The organism is Colwellia demingiae (genome assembly GCF_007954275.1).
GTDB classification, from domain to species: domain Bacteria; phylum Pseudomonadota; class Gammaproteobacteria; order Enterobacterales; family Alteromonadaceae; genus Colwellia; species Colwellia demingiae.
Map to the genome: position 1 here is coordinate 130,470 of NZ_VOLT01000005.1, position 15,913 is coordinate 146,382.

General features: G+C 38.0%; 10 protein-coding genes and 8 tRNA genes. 2 read left to right on the plus strand and 16 right to left on the minus strand.

Features of this window, described 5'->3' with window-relative positions; translation table 11 throughout:
* Positions 1-104 precede the first annotated feature (104 nt).
* Positions 105-3,716, plus strand: a complete 3,612-nt coding sequence (locus tag ESZ36_RS22885) for an EAL domain-containing protein (RefSeq protein ID WP_170235827.1) — start codon at positions 105-107, stop codon at positions 3,714-3,716.
* A 201-nt stretch (positions 3,717-3,917) separates the two neighbouring features.
* On the opposite strand, the gene ESZ36_RS11140 is transcribed toward ESZ36_RS22885, so the two are convergent.
* The 14 genes from ESZ36_RS11140 to ESZ36_RS11205 form a co-directional block, all read right to left on the minus strand.
* Positions 3,918-5,714 (minus strand): sensor histidine kinase, encoded by a 1,797-nt coding sequence (locus ESZ36_RS11140; RefSeq protein ID WP_146787732.1) that lies wholly within the window; start codon positions 5,712-5,714, stop codon positions 3,918-3,920.
* A 32-nt stretch (positions 5,715-5,746) separates the two neighbouring features.
* Positions 5,747-6,985 (minus strand): ABC transporter substrate-binding protein, encoded by a 1,239-nt coding sequence (locus ESZ36_RS11145; protein WP_246129071.1) that lies wholly within the window; start codon positions 6,983-6,985, stop codon positions 5,747-5,749.
* A 478-nt stretch (positions 6,986-7,463) separates the two neighbouring features.
* Positions 7,464-7,548: transfer RNA gene (locus ESZ36_RS11150), tRNA-Leu, on the minus strand.
* 96 nt (positions 7,549-7,644) lie between these two features.
* Positions 7,645-7,720: transfer RNA gene (locus tag ESZ36_RS11155), tRNA-Gly, on the minus strand.
* A gap of 39 nt (positions 7,721-7,759) precedes the next feature.
* Positions 7,760-7,844: transfer RNA gene (locus tag ESZ36_RS11160), tRNA-Leu, on the minus strand.
* 74 nt (positions 7,845-7,918) lie between these two features.
* Positions 7,919-7,994 (minus strand) — tRNA-Gly (locus ESZ36_RS11165).
* A gap of 68 nt (positions 7,995-8,062) precedes the next feature.
* Positions 8,063-8,138 (minus strand) — tRNA-Gly (locus tag ESZ36_RS11170).
* 42 nt (positions 8,139-8,180) lie between these two features.
* Positions 8,181-8,265: transfer RNA gene (locus tag ESZ36_RS11175), tRNA-Leu, on the minus strand.
* Positions 8,266-8,271: 6 nt separating this feature from the next.
* Positions 8,272-8,345 (minus strand) — tRNA-Cys (locus ESZ36_RS11180).
* 63 nt (positions 8,346-8,408) lie between these two features.
* A tRNA-Gly gene (locus tag ESZ36_RS11185) sits at positions 8,409-8,484 on the minus strand.
* 251 nt (positions 8,485-8,735) lie between these two features.
* Positions 8,736-9,317, minus strand: a complete 582-nt coding sequence (gene pgsA, locus ESZ36_RS11190; protein WP_146787737.1) for a CDP-diacylglycerol--glycerol-3-phosphate 3-phosphatidyltransferase — start codon at positions 9,315-9,317, stop codon at positions 8,736-8,738.
* Between the two features lie 159 nt (positions 9,318-9,476).
* A complete protein-coding gene (uvrC, locus tag ESZ36_RS11195) occupies positions 9,477-11,396 on the minus strand; it encodes an excinuclease ABC subunit UvrC (protein WP_146787739.1) in 1,920 nt (639 codons plus the stop codon).
* A gap of 25 nt (positions 11,397-11,421) precedes the next feature.
* Complete coding sequence (gene uvrY, locus ESZ36_RS11200; RefSeq protein ID WP_146787742.1) at positions 11,422-12,066, minus strand: UvrY/SirA/GacA family response regulator transcription factor; 645 nt, start codon at positions 12,064-12,066, stop codon at positions 11,422-11,424.
* A gap of 157 nt (positions 12,067-12,223) precedes the next feature.
* Complete coding sequence (locus tag ESZ36_RS11205; protein WP_146787744.1) at positions 12,224-12,505, minus strand: hypothetical protein; 282 nt, start codon at positions 12,503-12,505, stop codon at positions 12,224-12,226.
* 454 nt (positions 12,506-12,959) lie between these two features.
* Here ESZ36_RS11205 and fabA point away from each other — a divergent pair, with 454 nt between their 5' ends.
* Positions 12,960-13,475: a bifunctional 3-hydroxydecanoyl-ACP dehydratase/trans-2-decenoyl-ACP isomerase gene (fabA, locus tag ESZ36_RS11210; RefSeq protein WP_011044043.1), complete on the plus strand. Its 516-nt coding sequence runs from the start codon at positions 12,960-12,962 to the stop codon at positions 13,473-13,475.
* 158 nt (positions 13,476-13,633) lie between these two features.
* Here fabA and rmf read toward each other — a convergent pair whose 3' ends face one another.
* Both rmf and ESZ36_RS11220 read right to left on the minus strand, forming a co-directional pair.
* Positions 13,634-13,807: a ribosome modulation factor gene (gene rmf / locus ESZ36_RS11215; RefSeq protein ID WP_011044044.1), complete on the minus strand. Its 174-nt coding sequence runs from the start codon at positions 13,805-13,807 to the stop codon at positions 13,634-13,636.
* A 247-nt stretch (positions 13,808-14,054) separates the two neighbouring features.
* A complete protein-coding gene (locus ESZ36_RS11220; protein WP_146787747.1) occupies positions 14,055-15,896 on the minus strand; it encodes a DUF3466 family protein in 1,842 nt (613 codons plus the stop codon).
* Positions 15,897-15,913 lie beyond the last annotated feature (17 nt).

Consider the following 15,913-nt stretch of genomic DNA (forward strand, 5'->3'; position numbering starts at 1 on the left):
TTACATATATGATTATTTATAGCATGGCACTGGCTAAAAGGATGTGTCTCTACACCATTGAAATAAAGGACGTTAATCCACTGTATTAAGTATGGATGTACCTGATGACCACTGACTCTCGTAAAATACTCTTTATTTCTATCTCCGTAACACTGTTCACCATGGCAATCATTTACTATTCATTCCTCATCGGACGCGATATAGCAGAACGTTATACTCCTTTAGTTGATGCCACTATGGAAATTAAGCTTGAAGCAACTACAGCACATTTGTGGTTTGAAGAGATTATGAGTGGCGATGAAACGATTGATATCCAAGATATCTGGGACAACCTTGACCAATCAGAATGGTATGCTCAAGCAATGCTTGATGGTGGCACTAACGAGGAAGGCACCTTCCTCGCTTTAAACGACCCCTCCTTACGTAACCAAATTGAAGAAACAATAAACGGTATTCATCACTTTCGCCAAATGGCAAAAAATCGATGGGCATCACAGTCAATATCCGGTATTGGTTCTGATATCGAACAACAATTTGATCTCGCCTTTTTAAAATTTAATCTTTCTGCTGATAGTGTTGAGAGCGCGTTACAAAAAGCAAGAGCAGAAGACTTACAAGCATTTAAATTTACACAACTATTATTAATCACCCTTATTCTTATATTGGGAACCATCATAGGTGGTTTATCACTGCGCTATAACACTAGGCGAATCAAAAATATAGACGTACTAAGATTGAGCGATGAAAATGTTAATACCTCTCAAAAACAGCTTCTAAATGTAATTAATGGAGCGAAGTTGGGTTATTGGGATTGGTGTTATCAGACTGGAGAACATGTTGTTAATGATGAATGGTTATCAATACTTGGCCTGTCACGACAAGATATTACCAATCACATAAGTGACTGGGATGGACTTATTCATCCCAATGACGACGAGTTTATGAAAAAAACTGTCCAAACGCATATTCAGTCTGGAAAAAATTACGTTGTTGAATTCAGAATGAAGCATACTGATGGCCGGTGGGTATGGATTCAAGGCTCTGGCTCTGTTATTGAGTACGATGAAAAAACCCGCGAACCTCTTCGGCTTTGTGGTACACATCAAGATATTACCAAACGAAAACTCGCTGAACTACGTGAAAAATCGCGTACTCATGTATTAGAACTCCTAACAAGTGGCGACCTATTACCTGTGATCCTGGAAGCGATTGTGCGAGGTGTTGAGCAAGAAAACCCAGACATGCTATGTAGCATTCTGTTGCTAGATGATGAGGGTAAACATTTATTGATTGGCGCGGCACCGAGCCTTCCTGATTTTTATAACGCAGCAATTGATGGCATTGAGATTGGTGTCGGCGTTGGCTCCTGTGGTACCGCAGCATTTACCAATGAACGTGTTATCGTTGAAGACATTCCAAATCATCCTTATTGGGCCCCCTACAAAGCGCTAGCAAGCAAGGCAGGATTAGAGGCATGCTGGTCTGAACCAATACGTTCAACGCAAGGGAAAGTACTTGGCACTTTTGCTATCTATCATCATGAGGTAAATCAGCCAACAAAAGCCAATGTCACATTGATTGAGCAAGTAGCCAGTCTAGCAAGTATCGCCATTGAAAAAATTCAAGCCAATTTAGCCTTAAAAGCAAGTGATGAACAAATGCAACTAGTCTTAGCGGGGGCCGATCTAGGCTTTTGGGATTGGAATATAGTCACAGGTAAAGTGGATAGAAATGAGCGCTGGGCAACCATGCTCGGGTATACCCATAAAGAGTTAAAACACACTACTAATCAATGGGCAGACTTCGTACATTATGAAGATAGAGAGAAAGCATGGCAATCCATTAGTGACGTACTTGAAGGTCGATCAAAATCCCATAGTCTTGAATATCGCATGTTAACTAAAGAAGGTGGTTATAGATGGGTGCATGACCAAGCTAATGTGATGCAGCGTCATAGTAATGGCAAGCCACTTCGTATGAGCGGCACACATAGTGATATTACCAACCGAAAACTAGCAGAAGAAAAAATAAAACTAGCAGCCAGTGTCTTCAGCCATGCGGGTGAAGGCATAATTATCACTGATGATAAGGCCACTATTATCGATGTTAACGACGCTTTTACTAACATCACCGGTTTTAGTCATGAAGAGGCTATTGGCAAAAACCCACGTATTCTGCAATCTGGACGGCAATCACCTGAGTTCTACGCTGAAATGTGGCAAGCCCTACAAAAAGAAGGCTACTGGTCTGGCGAAGTTTGGAACAGACGTAAAAATGGTGAAGTATATGCGGTAATGCAAACTATTAGTGCAGTACGTGATGTACATGGTATAGCGACCCATTATGTATCATTAGGTAATGACATAACACAGATGAAAGAACATCAAAATCAACTGGAACACATTGCCCATTTCGACATACTCACTAATTTACCTAATCGCGTATTACTGGCAGACAGATTGTCGCAAGCCATGTTGCAATGTAGCCGTCACGAACAATCGCTCGCGGTGGTATTCTTAGATTTAGATGGTTTTAAACACGTCAATGATACTTATGGGCATGATATAGGCGATGAACTGCTGATAGCTCTCTCTGTGCGTATGAAAGAAGCATTACGCGAAAATGATAGCTTAGCACGCATTGGCGGTGATGAATTTGTGGCTGTATTAGCTGATCTAACCACAGTTGAAGATTGTGAACCCGTATTAGAACGGTTATTGCTAGCCGCGTCAGAGCCGGTCACTTTTGATGGTATTGTATTAAGTATATCAGCCAGTATTGGCGTCACACTCTACCCGCAAGATAATGTGGGTGCCGACTTACTCATGCGGCACGCAGACCAAGCTATGTATGTGGCTAAAGAATCAGGTAAGAATCGTTATCACTTATTTGATACAGCTCAAGATGATGCGGTGAAAGTGCAACGGGAAAGCTTAGGGGCTATTCGCAGTGCATTAGATAATCATCAATTTGTCCTTCATTATCAACCTAAGGTTAATATGAGGAGAGGTACTGTAACGGGAGTTGAAGCACTTATTCGCTGGCAACATCCGGAAAGAGGCCTTTTAAATCCAATAGAGTTCTTGCCTGTCATTGAAAATAATCCCATGAGTATTGAGATGGGTGAATGGGTTATTGATACCGCACTGACGCAAATTAGCCAATGGCAAAAATTGGGACTTAACCTCCAGGTAAGCGTTAGCGTAAATATTGCAGCAGTACAATTACAGCAACCTGACTTTGCGGATAGGCTAATGGCACTGCTAGCAGCCCACCCCGATGTTGAACCACACTATTTAGAGTTAGAGGTGCTGGAAACAAGTGCCCTAGAAGATGTATATAATGTTTCAACAATAATGAATGCCTGTATAGCGCTGGGTGTAAACTTTTCGCTAGATGATTTTGGCACTGGCTATTCGTCCCTGACTTACCTAAGACGATTACCAGCAAACTTAATTAAGATAGACCAGAGTTTCGTGAGAGATATGTTGTATGACGAGGATGATTTAGCCATTGTTGAAGGGGTAATAGCCTTAGCTAAATCATTCAAACGTGACGTGATTGCTGAAGGCGTTGAAACGATTGAACACGGCACCGCACTATTACAGCTAGGATGTGAATTAGCACAAGGTTATGGCATTGCCAGACCAATGCCTGCCAGTGATATTCCTGCGTGGATAAGTCATTGGAAGCCTGATGTTAATTGGCAAACCTGAATGAATGCTAGGACAGTATGATATCTATCAGTTTTACCCTGATGCCGGTTCGCTATAAGGTTGCTGAAATATATATCGAACATCCCTTGTGTTTTTAAACTACTTTATTTAATTCATGTAGTTTAAAAACAAACAATTGGCGATGCATTGAATGTTATTTCTACAAATATTTTAACAAGTCCAGACTGTGAGATCATTGGTTCAACTAATAGGTATGTAAACTGAAAAACAACTTCCCTTGCCTAACTCTGATTTCACCGTTATTTTGCCATTATGTTGTTCGATTATCTGGTGGCTAATAGACAAGCCTAATCCGGTACCCTCTCCGATGGGTTTACTGGTATAAAAAGGGGTAAATATTTGCGTTATATTCTCAGAATCAATGCCACTACCAGTGTCCTCAATTTCAATAACAATATTACCTTCTTCAACAAATGTTCTAACAAAGATGTCCCCTTTATCATTTATTGATTGCCCTGCATTAATCAATAAATTCATAAACACTTGATTTAACTTGCCTGGAAATGCATGAACCTTCGGCAATGGTTGTAAATCGACATGTACTTTACAGCTATATTTAAGCTCATTATGAACCATATTTAAGGTAGCATTTAATCCTTCATTGATATCAATAAGGGCTTTGTCTAGTTGGTCAACACGAGCAAACGTTTTTAAGTTTTTGACTATCTCATTGACGCGATCTACGCCTGAGATACTACTTTTAATTAACGGTGGTGAATCCTTAAAAAGGAACTCTAGCTCATATTTCTTTGCTAGTTTTGTATGGTTTTCCTTATCCACTTCGCTTACAAGCGAGCGATTAAATTCATAATAATATTTTTCAACATCAGAAAAATAATCTTCAAGTACTTCTAAGTTACTTCGAATAAAACCAATAGGGTTGTTTATTTCATGTGCAACCCCCGCAGCTAACACACCGATACTAGCCATTTTTTCAGATTGTACTAATTGTGATTCACTCTGCTTTAATTCTTCATTCGTGTTTGACAGTTTTTCATAACTTTCTTTTAACGCGCGTTCACGTTGGACTACTTTTTCACTCATAAGATTAAATTGATTGAACAAGTCAGCAAACTCCATAAACCTTAAATCGCCTTGTAAGACATCAGGTTTATGACCTTTTTCAAGGCTAGACGTTAACTGGGAAAGAGCAAGAATAGGTTTGACAAAATAGCGATAGCCATACAAATAGGCTAATAACGTCGTTAGCACTATTGCTAGAATAATATAACTACCCATTTGAAAAACTAAATCATATAGCGCATCGTTTCTATAAGCTTCATCAACGGTAAAATTAAAGCTAACCCCTGCATCTTGCCATTGTATTGTTTGCTTAGTACCTACGGCCTGTTTACCAAACTTAGCAATGGTTTGTGTACCCTTCACCACCTCAATCATTAAACCATCAAGAACCTCAACATCTATTTGACCTGCAAGGATAGTTTCTAAAGGAATATTCGCTAATAAAACGCCTTCAACATGTTTGTTATATATTACAGGGAATGCTACACACCAAAAATATCGCCCCTCAATGGCTAAAATTTGTATAGAGCTAGACTGCTCTTCATTGAGTATGGCTTTCACCCATGGAAATTCTTGGTAGTTAACCTCAGTGGCAGAGGTGGAATGTAATGTAGTACCTTCGAAATCAAGCAGGGTTTCATCATACTTCAGACCTAATAATGTTAAGCCCGCCATATAATCCTTTATTTTCCCTATGTTTCTTTTAGGCTGCATTATACCTTGAACAAAAAGTGACTCTTGAGATTGCTCTTTCAGTAAAATCAAGTGATGATTAAGAAACACACGGTAACTACTGTTTAATGCACTGATCTCTCCTTTGGCAATTTTTTCATATTCAGTATTAACTAGATCAACCACATGAGTACTAACTAAGCTGGTAATAATTACCGCTAAGCCGACACAACTAATAAAAACAAATCTTGCTAAAGCAAAAGAGACTGTAGTTTTAATCATTTATTTCACTCAATACTTTCAATAATATTACTTTAATGGTTATCCCCTAACGAGTTAAGTAAAACAATCTCATCTTTAAGAGTATATTTTCCCATTGCATAGTCTTCAATGGTCAATGCTTCATGAGCATTAAGCTGTTTTTTATTATAAGGAGAAAACGGCCGTTGATATCTTTTTAACAGTCCAGGTACAGGTTGGACTAAATGCTCCAAGGCATGATGAACCAAGCTTTTATCTTGGTTTCTATCACCGGTTAATTTAACTTGCTTAATGGCAGTAATGACAATTTTAGTGAGATCATAAGCATGAATAAAACCTGTTTGTGCTTTAATATCTGCGGGGTGTTTTATATTGCTATTGGACTTAACGGCCAAGGCTAATACGTTTTTAGCCAATGCTGATAAGTTATCATTAATGAAAGAGAAATTTGTTTGTATAAATTGCAAATCAATATTCTCACGCTGACTTGCGGGAACGTTGTCAGTAAAGTCTCCCCCTGTTATACCCCAATGGCTCCGAATAGGTAAACGAATGCTTTGGGGTAAATCAACCATAGCCTTAGCAAAAGTAACTCCTTCTGCTGAATTGCCGACAAAAAAGATGACATCGGCACCACTCGCTTTAATATCACGAAGTAACACCTTGGCATGATTCATCCCAACTCCCCAATTAAACCAAGACAAACCTTTAGGTTTTATTGATGATTCATTTAAGGCTTCAGTCATTGTTTTTTCATTAGAACGCCCCCACCCTGTATCCTCTAATAATAAATAGGGTTTACTAAAACCTTGTTCAATCGCTTTTCTACTTATAAATAGTCCTGCATTGCTATCATCAATAGATAAACGGAATATCCAGTTTTTATCTGAACCACTACGAGTTATCGGTCCTGCTGCTGCCCAAGGGTCTAATAATAAAATATCATTATCATTAATAAAGGATTTATTTGCTAACAAAGGGGGCGAATGTAAACCAGAAAAAACCATTAATGCTTGTTCATCGGCTAAGAATGCTTCTAAATTACGTCGGCTGCGCAATGAATTCGCTCTATGGTCTTTCAAAATTACGCCAAACTCGATTCCTTGAATTTGATTATCAACTTCGGCAAGCGCAGTAGTGATACCTTGTTGTATGGCTAAGCTCGATGCAGTAGCACCGCTAAAGTCCGCATCAAGGTAAATAGTATACTTTTGCTGTGCATAAACATTTGAAGTGTAAATAGTCATCAATGTGAGGTAGGAAAACAATAAATACCGAAACAAAAGTGTCATAACAAACATAAAGTATCCTTTTAATAATTAATGACATACTTGTCTTATTGATTTTAGTTAAGTTATCATTTTAGCAGGTTACTAATAAAGCTTATTCAATGTATTTATTGTTGGCGGGTTTAATATGTAGTGACTGATGTCATTTTATTAGGTCAATATAGTTTATTAGTTCGCGCCCACAATGAATAAAAAATAAGTCATAAACGAGGCTTGGAGTCAGCGCCTAAGAATCGAGGTGGGTTCAAGAATAGCATGAAGTGATTTGTATGTTTCTTAACATAATGAAACGATAGAACTTTTGATGATGAGATCTAAAAATATATTTATAATCGAAATTTGTGCAACTAGAAGGTGTGAATAGTTTGATGGTATGAGAGTTTATTTGTTTAAGACTGACAATAACTAAAATTATAACTTTAAATAAAAAATCAAAATGATTTTATTTTTTAACAACTTAGAATTTATTGTAGCTTTTAAATGGTACCCGGAGCCGGACTTGAACCGGCACGCTTTTCGGCGAGGGATTTTAAATCCCTTGTGTCTACCAATTCCACCACCCGGGCATTTTTTCTCATGATAAAGTATCAAGAGATAAAGGGGTAATTTTTTTTAGCGTAGGATATTGGAAACCTACGTAAACTTAGTCTAAATATAAACTTTGGAGCGGCTAACGAGACTCGAACTCGTGACATTCACGTTGGCAACGTGATGCTCTACCAGCTGAGCTACAGCCGCTTCGTAGAGATACTTGTACTAACTATCTTATTAAATAAATGGTACCCGGAGCCGGACTTGAACCGGCACGCTTTTCGGCGAGGGATTTTAAATCCCTTGTGTCTACCAATTCCACCACCCGGGCATAGTTATCTAAAAGATAAAGGGAGTTTTTTATAGTAGGTATTGGTAACCTACTTACTTCTTTTAGTGAAATCTTGGAGCGGCTAACGAGACTCGAACTCGTGACATTCACGTTGGCAACGTGATGCTCTACCAGCTGAGCTACAGCCGCTTCGTAGAATATTAATCTTCACTTACTACTTTTACAGGTAAAACTTCTTTTAGCATTACAACTAAAATTGGAGCGGCTAACGAGACTCGAACTCGTGACATTCACGTTGGCAACGTGATGCTCTACCAGCTGAGCTACAGCCGCTTCATGAGAGCTTTACTTTTTACTTCCCATCATCGTTAAGGATGGTACCCGGAGCCGGACTTGAACCGGCACGCTTTTCGGCGAGGGATTTTAAATCCCTTGTGTCTACCAATTCCACCACCCGGGCACAAAATGGAGGCGGATACCAGAATCGAACTGGTGTACACGGATTTGCAATCCGCTGCATAACCACTCTGCCAACCCGCCATTTTGTTAACGATGTTTTTCAATGATATCAATATCATAAGCTTGTATTTATTTAACTTAAATTGGAGCGGCTAACGAGACTCGAACTCGTGACATTCACGTTGGCAACGTGATGCTCTACCAGCTGAGCTACAGCCGCTAAATTTAAACTTAATAATTACAAACTTTAGTAAAGCGATTTGCTAGATAACGTAACATCATCTTGGCTCATTTCGTTTTACTTGCTGACTCCCTGTCAACGAAAACGCATTCTACATCTAAATATTTTCCAGTCAACTATTAAATCAAATTTTTATTCTAACTGCTTAAAAAGCGAGTCGTTTGCGCTATTTTTAACTAAACGGTCCATTTATTGGACCGTTTATAATTAAACAAAGCTTTTATAAAAGTTTACTGCCCTTTCAACTCTGGCCATGCCGCTTTGAAATAACTAATCCAAGTAGTCACGGTTAAGACCGTCGCAATAGAATAAAAGGCATAAGAAAGATAATTAATCACTTCATGTGGCAAATAAAACAGAATTAATGGAATATCATAACTAGGTTGCCAAATCAGTCCCATAATACCGAGCATTTGTGCAGCGGTTTTATATTTCCCCATATTAGAAACCGCAATAATGTCACGCTTTCCTATAGAAGACATAAATTCACGTAAAGCACTAATAAACACTTCTCTAGCTATCATGATAATAGCAGCGATGGAGACCAACCAAGAACTATAGTCTTGTGCAATCATTACCAACGCAACAACAACCATCAGTTTATCGGCTACGGGGTCTATAAACGCCCCAAAAGCTGATGACTGATTGAGCTTTCTAGCAAGGTAACCATCTAAGATGTCACTAATTGCCGCTAACCAGAAAACGGCAAATGCACCAAAATTACTCCACGAAAGGGGTAAATAGAAAATTATCAAGAAAATAGGGATCAAGACGATCCGAAATAAGGTTATTTGATTAGGTATTGTCCACATTTACTTTTCACTTCAAGTATTTTTCTTTAGTTTACACAAGTTGTTATAGCAGTGCTACGGCAGAATAAGACAAGTGTATGTAAAAGCTTTGAATAAAGTCTTGTATAGGAAAGTCTTTTCTATTTTTCAGCAGAGAGTGTAAATCGTAACACTGAACGCTTATTTATCATGAAGAGCATTATGAATTTTTTCAGCTAAAACATGGCTTATACCGGGAACTTTGGCTAAGGCGGTAATATCGGCTTGCATGACTTCTTGCAAGCCACCTAAAAACGTTAATAGGCTTTGACGTTTTTTTGCACCTATTCCTTCAATTGACTCTAAGCGAGACTTTTTGCTCACCTTTTGTCTTTTCGCTCTATGCCCAGTTATGGCAAAACGGTGTGACTCATCTCGAATATGTTGTACTAAGTGTAATGCTGGTGAGGTAGCTGGTAAAGAGATCAGCTGATGGCTACCCGCTAAAATTAACGTTTCTAGACCTGGTTTGCGTGACTCTCCTTTAGCAACCCCCACTAACAATGGTGTTCTTGTTAGTGCAAGCTGGCTAAAAAACTCTTCGGCTTTAGCAAGCTGTCCTTTACCACCATCTATAAAAACAATATCAGGTAACTTTTCTAATGCACCATGCTCTTCAGGCTTTATTGGGTTAGCTTTTAACTTCCCATAACGTTTGTTTAACGCAAATGCCATGGCTGCATAATCATCGCCAGGAGTGATACCAAAGACATTATAACGGCGATAATCCGTTTTCAGTGGTCCCTCTTGGTTAAAGACAACATTAGAGGCTATCGTTTGTTGTCCCATGGTATGGCTTATATCAAAACACTCAATACGTTGAATGCCATTTTCAAGCTCAAATACTTCGTTTAAAGCTACAAAGCGGGCTTGCATTGATTCTTTATGACTATTTCGGGTTACTAGAGCCGTTTGTGCGTTGGTACCGGCAAGCTTTAGATACTGGGCTCGCTCACTACGTGTATTGGTTGATATCTTAACGTCATACTCTGCTTGTTCACTCAATAGTGCCGCTAACTCTGTTACCTGTTCGATTGACTCTTTAATGACAATCTCTTTTGGAATACTACTCTGTACTTTGCCATGACTTAACGTTTCATTGCTTAAGTAGTGCTGAGCAATAAAAGCTTGTAATATTTCGCTATCGCTACTATCACTCGGCACTGTAGGAAAATAACTCTTACTGCCTAAAATTTTATGTTGCCTAATAAAGAGCAGATGAATACACACTTGAGTTTTGTCTCGATATAATCCCACAACATCAAGCTCTGCCACATGACCACTTACATGCTGCTGCTGCTGGACTTTACGTAATGTTACTATTTGATCACGATATTTTGCCGCAAGTTCAAAATGTAGTTCATTGCTAGCTAATTCCATTTTTTCAACTAACTGCTCTATTACCGCAGAGCTTTTTCCTTGCAAAAATAACTTAGCTAAATTGACTTGTTCTTTATAATCATCAACAGAGATTTTATCAACACAAGGCGCTGAACAACGACCTAATTGATGTTGTAAGCAAGGTCTTGACCGTGCACGATAATAGCTGTCTTCACATTGTCTAATAGGAAATATTTTTTGCATTAAACGCAAACTTTCCCAAACAGCACCAACCGTGGGAAATGGACCAAAATACTCACCTTTAACTTTTTTACCGCCACGGTGCAAACCTAGCTTGGGATGCTTATGAGCGGTAATAAGTAAATAAGGATATGACTTATCATCACGTAATAAAATATTGTATTTTGGTTGATACTTTTTTATGTAGTTATTTTCAAGGATCAGCGCCTCACCTTCCGTATGGGTAACGGTAACTTCAATGGCGGCAATTTGCTTAACTAAGACTTGTGTTTTAACAGACCCCACATCTTTTCGAAAATAACTCGCAAGACGTTTCTTTAACTGTTTGGCTTTACCTACATATATGACAACTTGCTTACTGTCATACATTCGATAAACACCAGCCTGCTCGGTAACTACACGCAAAAAAGCCTCACTATCGAAAGTTGAGGCTTTATTGGTTTGGTTCTTTTCTACATTATCAGTAGTATTTTGAGGCATTGAGGCTAATCTTTTTTAAAGAGATTTACAGCTTTTCTGTTTTTAACATACCATAGCGGATCGCTAAATGTGTTAGCTCTACATCATTACTGACATCAAGTTTTTCAAACATTCGATAACGATAACTGTTAATAGTTTTAGTGCTCAAATTTAGATGCTCTGAGATAGCAGGCACTTTATCACCACGCGTTATCATGATCATAATTTGTAATTCTCGATCGGATAACGTATTAAAATGGTTATCTTCAACCGATTTAAACTGGTTCAATGCCATTTTTTGGGCAATATCAGAAGGGAGGTAACGTTGACCACTGTGAACAGCACGAATAGCATTAACCATTTCATCTGGGCCCGCGTCTTTGGTTAAATACCCAGCGGCCCCCATCTGCATTACCTTACTGGGGAACGGATCTTCGGTATGCGCGGTTAAAACTATAATTTTAACACCGGGTGCAAAACGTAAAATTTTCTTGGTAGCCTCAAGTCCACCCATACCTGGCATATCCATATCCATGAGTAAAACATCAGGTTCATCTTTTCGGCAGAACTTAATGGCTTCTTCACCTGTTTCACATTCGCCGACAACCTTCAACCCTTTAACGCTCGTTAAAATTTTATTAATACCGACACGTACAAGGTGGTGATCATCAACCAATAAAACATTTATCACGCAAGGCAACCTTAATTAGATATGAAAAACAGCAAGGGTATAGCTAAACCACTGACTATTCAATTGATTATTATAGAAAACTAATGCTATTAAGAGTTTACTAGTCTGGTGCTATGTAAAAAAACAAGTACTTGTAAGTTGTTTTTATTAACAACAATTAGAGCTTATTATTTTTCAGCCAGTTATTTAATAAACCTATTTGCCCATTTTTATAAGCAGCATACGTTAGCCGCACTGCATTACTTAATATAACACTATCAGACCAGTTCGTTTGTTCACTAATAAGTTGATAACAATCTTTTGCTTCCGGTGACATATAGCCACGCATTTCCTGTAAACCACGCTCTTTTTGTCGTTCGCGATAGCGCTTTTGCTTCTCAGCGTTGCTCATGGCTACTTTTTTAGTAGGCAACTCGTTTGTTTGTTCGACGTTTTTCATAACAGCTTGGTTTATTTCTAGTTACATAGACCTATAATTACGTATAACGGCAGCAGAATCAAGAGATGAAATAAATTTGATATAATACCAATTACACTAATAAATTGATCAGCTTAGAGTTATGTTAGCGAGCTTAGAACAAGAAGAATTACTTAAACATAGTTATTCTATATTTCTTTAATTTTGAGCCGTTATTAGTTTGCTAATAAACTCCCAAAGGGCGATTTTAAAAGGCTTACATGCATCGTTATTAATTTCGACAAGGGAATAACCATTCTCTTCAATCAATGCCTTGCCTCTAAGCCTTTTAATTATCGCTAAGTGGTCAATTAATTAATGTACTTGGTATAAGACACTTTTTTTAAATATTTAACTGTTCAGAGTTGTTTAGTGTACAAGCGTACGCTAAAGTAGTCTCCTAAAATTTATTATCGGATTTCAGCTTATTATGGCTATGCCACAACAAAACTCATACAGTAAAGAAGATCTAGTAAAAGCAGGCACTGGGGAATTATTTGGTGAAGGTAATTCACAGCTTCCCTCTGATAACATGCTGATGATGGATCGCATAATCACCATCTCTGAAGAAGGCGGTGAAAATGGTAAAGGCTTCATCTTAGCAGAATTAGATATTACACCTGACCTATGGTTTTTTGATTGTCACTTTAAGGGTGACCCGGTAATGCCTGGTTGTTTAGGCTTAGATGCTATGTGGCAACTTGTTGGGTTTTTCTTAGCTTGGACTGGTGGTCCAGGTAAAGGTCGTGCTTTAGGTGTAGGTGAAGTTAAATTTACCGGTCAGATATTACCGACAGCAAAGAAAGTTACTTTCAAAATAGACTTTAAGCGTGTTATCAAACGTAAACTATACATGGGTCTTGCTGACGGTAGTGTTAGTGTTGACGGACGTGAAATATACACAGCTAAAGATCTTAAAGTAGGTTTATTTACTGATACAAGTAAGTTCTAAAGTAGCTTTGCCGTTATTTTAGTAAAGTATTAATTCACTGCTAATAAATACTTACGCTATAAGTTTAGATCGAAAAGCCCAGCAATTTGCTGGGCTTTTTAATAGATTCAAATGGGTTAAAATATTATTGAACTGTTCTTGGTATAACAAGTAATTGTTTATTTAAACAGCCCCTGTTGTTTATCCTCTATGGCTTCTCGCCATCCGCCAAGCCACTGTGACTTTATTGCATCAATTTGGTATGGGCAATGTTCCTTAGAACGACCAGATATACCTGCTTGGTAACCTCTTGTATGTGCCCTACTTTGGCGATCGCGTTTTTGCCGCTTCATCATAAATACACGCTCCTTGGTTGTTCTTAACAGAGACATCAATATCAGTTTTAATAATAAATAATTATTCAAAAGAAAAATCATTCATCAAATAGATATTGCCCAATTTCACTAAGCATAGTTCAAAAAAGTTGAAATACAATGAATTTCAACGTCAAATTTTAGACATAAAAAAAGCACTCAATGGTGCTTTTTTTTTATGCTTAACTATCAATAATTAAGCTATTAAATTTGCTCTTTGCAAAAATTAACGATTAAAAATTCTTCGGCGAAGACCCAATAAACTAAACAAGGCTAATATAGCAATACTGCCAATACTTGCTCCTTGTCTTTCTACTTTCTCTTCAACCGCAGCACAATCATCAATCACACCTTTAGGAATTGGCTTAAGTAAGACTGCTCTTACAACATCAATTCTTACTGCATTACCACTTTCATCAAGTATTAACTCACCTTTAGCATCGTAACTATCGGACTTGATAACGGCAGTAGCGGATATTAACCCTTCATCGTTAATATCACTGGCGTTAAGAACATTATATTCAGAATTACATTCTAGCAGTGTATTCACATCTATGATTACTGGTGAATCATTTGAAGTATCATACAAAAAACCAGCAGTACGGCGAGGATTATTTGTACTATCATTATGGCTTTCTATTTCTGCCTCACCGACAATAATACCGGTTGAATTGACTGCAAAAGCAGTACTCTTCGAGGTAGTAAAGAAATCTTTTGGCGTGATAAGCTTCATTTCACTTTCAGGAACAGTGGTATCAACATAAAAAAACTTTTTAACAGAAGTACTAATGTCATGGGTATAACCAACAGCCAAACCATTGTCATTAATATCTAATGCTCTAGAAAATGAAAAAACTGAGTTGGTATTAAATCTATAATGTAACTGATTAAAATCAAAAACAACTTTATTACCCAATTCATCCTCTTTGAATATTACCGCATAAGAGCCGCTCAATGGCTGAGTTGATGTAGGGGTGGTAACATCATTAGCATCCCAACCATGGGCATAGCCGACAGCTACTCCACTATTATTAATCGCAAGCGCTTGGCTAGAAAAAGCTCTAGTATCGTCAACATGAGGGGTAACTAACAAACCCAACTGCTCTGCTTCTACAACGTTATCAGCCGATAATGTTGCCTTAAATGCTTGGATATAATACATACCACTTTGAACTTTCTGTACACAAATTTCATAAGGAATATCATCTACAAGACCAGGATCGGCACAACCACCAGTTTCATCCAGTACATACTCTTCTCTAAGTTCACTCAACTTATAACTACTATAACCAACAGCACTGCCATTTTCATTCATATCAAAAACAGCTGAAATACCACCACCATATCGAGTTTCAATAGGAAGGACTGGGTAAATTGTCACGCCATTATCAGGAGAAAAGAATCCTCGTTGTCCGTGTTCTCTGACCCAATGGGTATGGAGATTACCAGAACTATCAGTAAATTCCGGCATTGCTAAATAAGGCGCCGATGCCGTACCAAAAGCGATATTGCTATCGGTGACGCCTTCAATAACATCAATTGTTGAACGGGTAATTACGCTTGCTGCGCTATATGTTCCGTCAAATCCAGTATCAAATATTCGTATTTCACTACTTTGGCTGCCATCACCTAGATTAGTCATGGCCGCAGTATCACCAACTATTTGATATTCAAAATTTGGGTTTTGCGATGATGAATTTCTATCTTGTAGGAATAACTTGGTCCAAGCTAAGTCATTAGCTGTTGGATTTCCAGCCTTTAACGCCTCAAAATCTTCAATTTCATCCAAACCAAATTGGTAGTCATGAAATTGCAAAGCAAAGCTTCTTATACTATTAAAATCAGTTTCACTTAAGTGTTCAAACTGCACTGGAAAATTATAGATATTAGTACCAGAAACAGCCATAACCCCTTGGATATTTTGTTTCTTACCGTAAGTATACTCAAGGTTTTCTGCATTACCTTTGTCGACTACTTCATAAGTAGCAGCGTGGCTGAAATTAAGGAAACCGACGCTTAAAGCACTGGTAACTCCTAACGCCAATATATTTTTTGCAAATTGCTTCATTCTACTTGCTTACTCTT

Coding starts and splice junctions, on each gene's coding strand:
- ESZ36_RS22885 (WP_170235827.1), top strand. CDS start 105: ATGACCACTGACTCTCGTAAAATACTCTTTATTTCTATCTCCGTAACA.
- ESZ36_RS11140 (WP_146787732.1), bottom strand. CDS start 5,714: ATGATTAAAACTACAGTCTCTTTTGCTTTAGCAAGATTTGTTTTTATT.
- ESZ36_RS11145 (WP_246129071.1), bottom strand. CDS start 6,985: ATGACACTTTTGTTTCGGTATTTATTGTTTTCCTACCTCACATTGATG.
- pgsA (WP_146787737.1), bottom strand. CDS start 9,317: ATGTGGACAATACCTAATCAAATAACCTTATTTCGGATCGTCTTGATC.
- uvrC (WP_146787739.1), bottom strand. CDS start 11,396: ATGCCTCAAAATACTACTGATAATGTAGAAAAGAACCAAACCAATAAA.
- ESZ36_RS11205 (WP_146787744.1), bottom strand. CDS start 12,505: ATGAAAAACGTCGAACAAACAAACGAGTTGCCTACTAAAAAAGTAGCC.
- fabA (WP_011044043.1), top strand. CDS start 12,960: ATGCCACAACAAAACTCATACAGTAAAGAAGATCTAGTAAAAGCAGGC.
- rmf (WP_011044044.1), bottom strand. CDS start 13,807: ATGAAGCGGCAAAAACGCGATCGCCAAAGTAGGGCACATACAAGAGGT.
- ESZ36_RS11220 (WP_146787747.1), bottom strand. CDS start 15,896: ATGAAGCAATTTGCAAAAAATATATTGGCGTTAGGAGTTACCAGTGCT.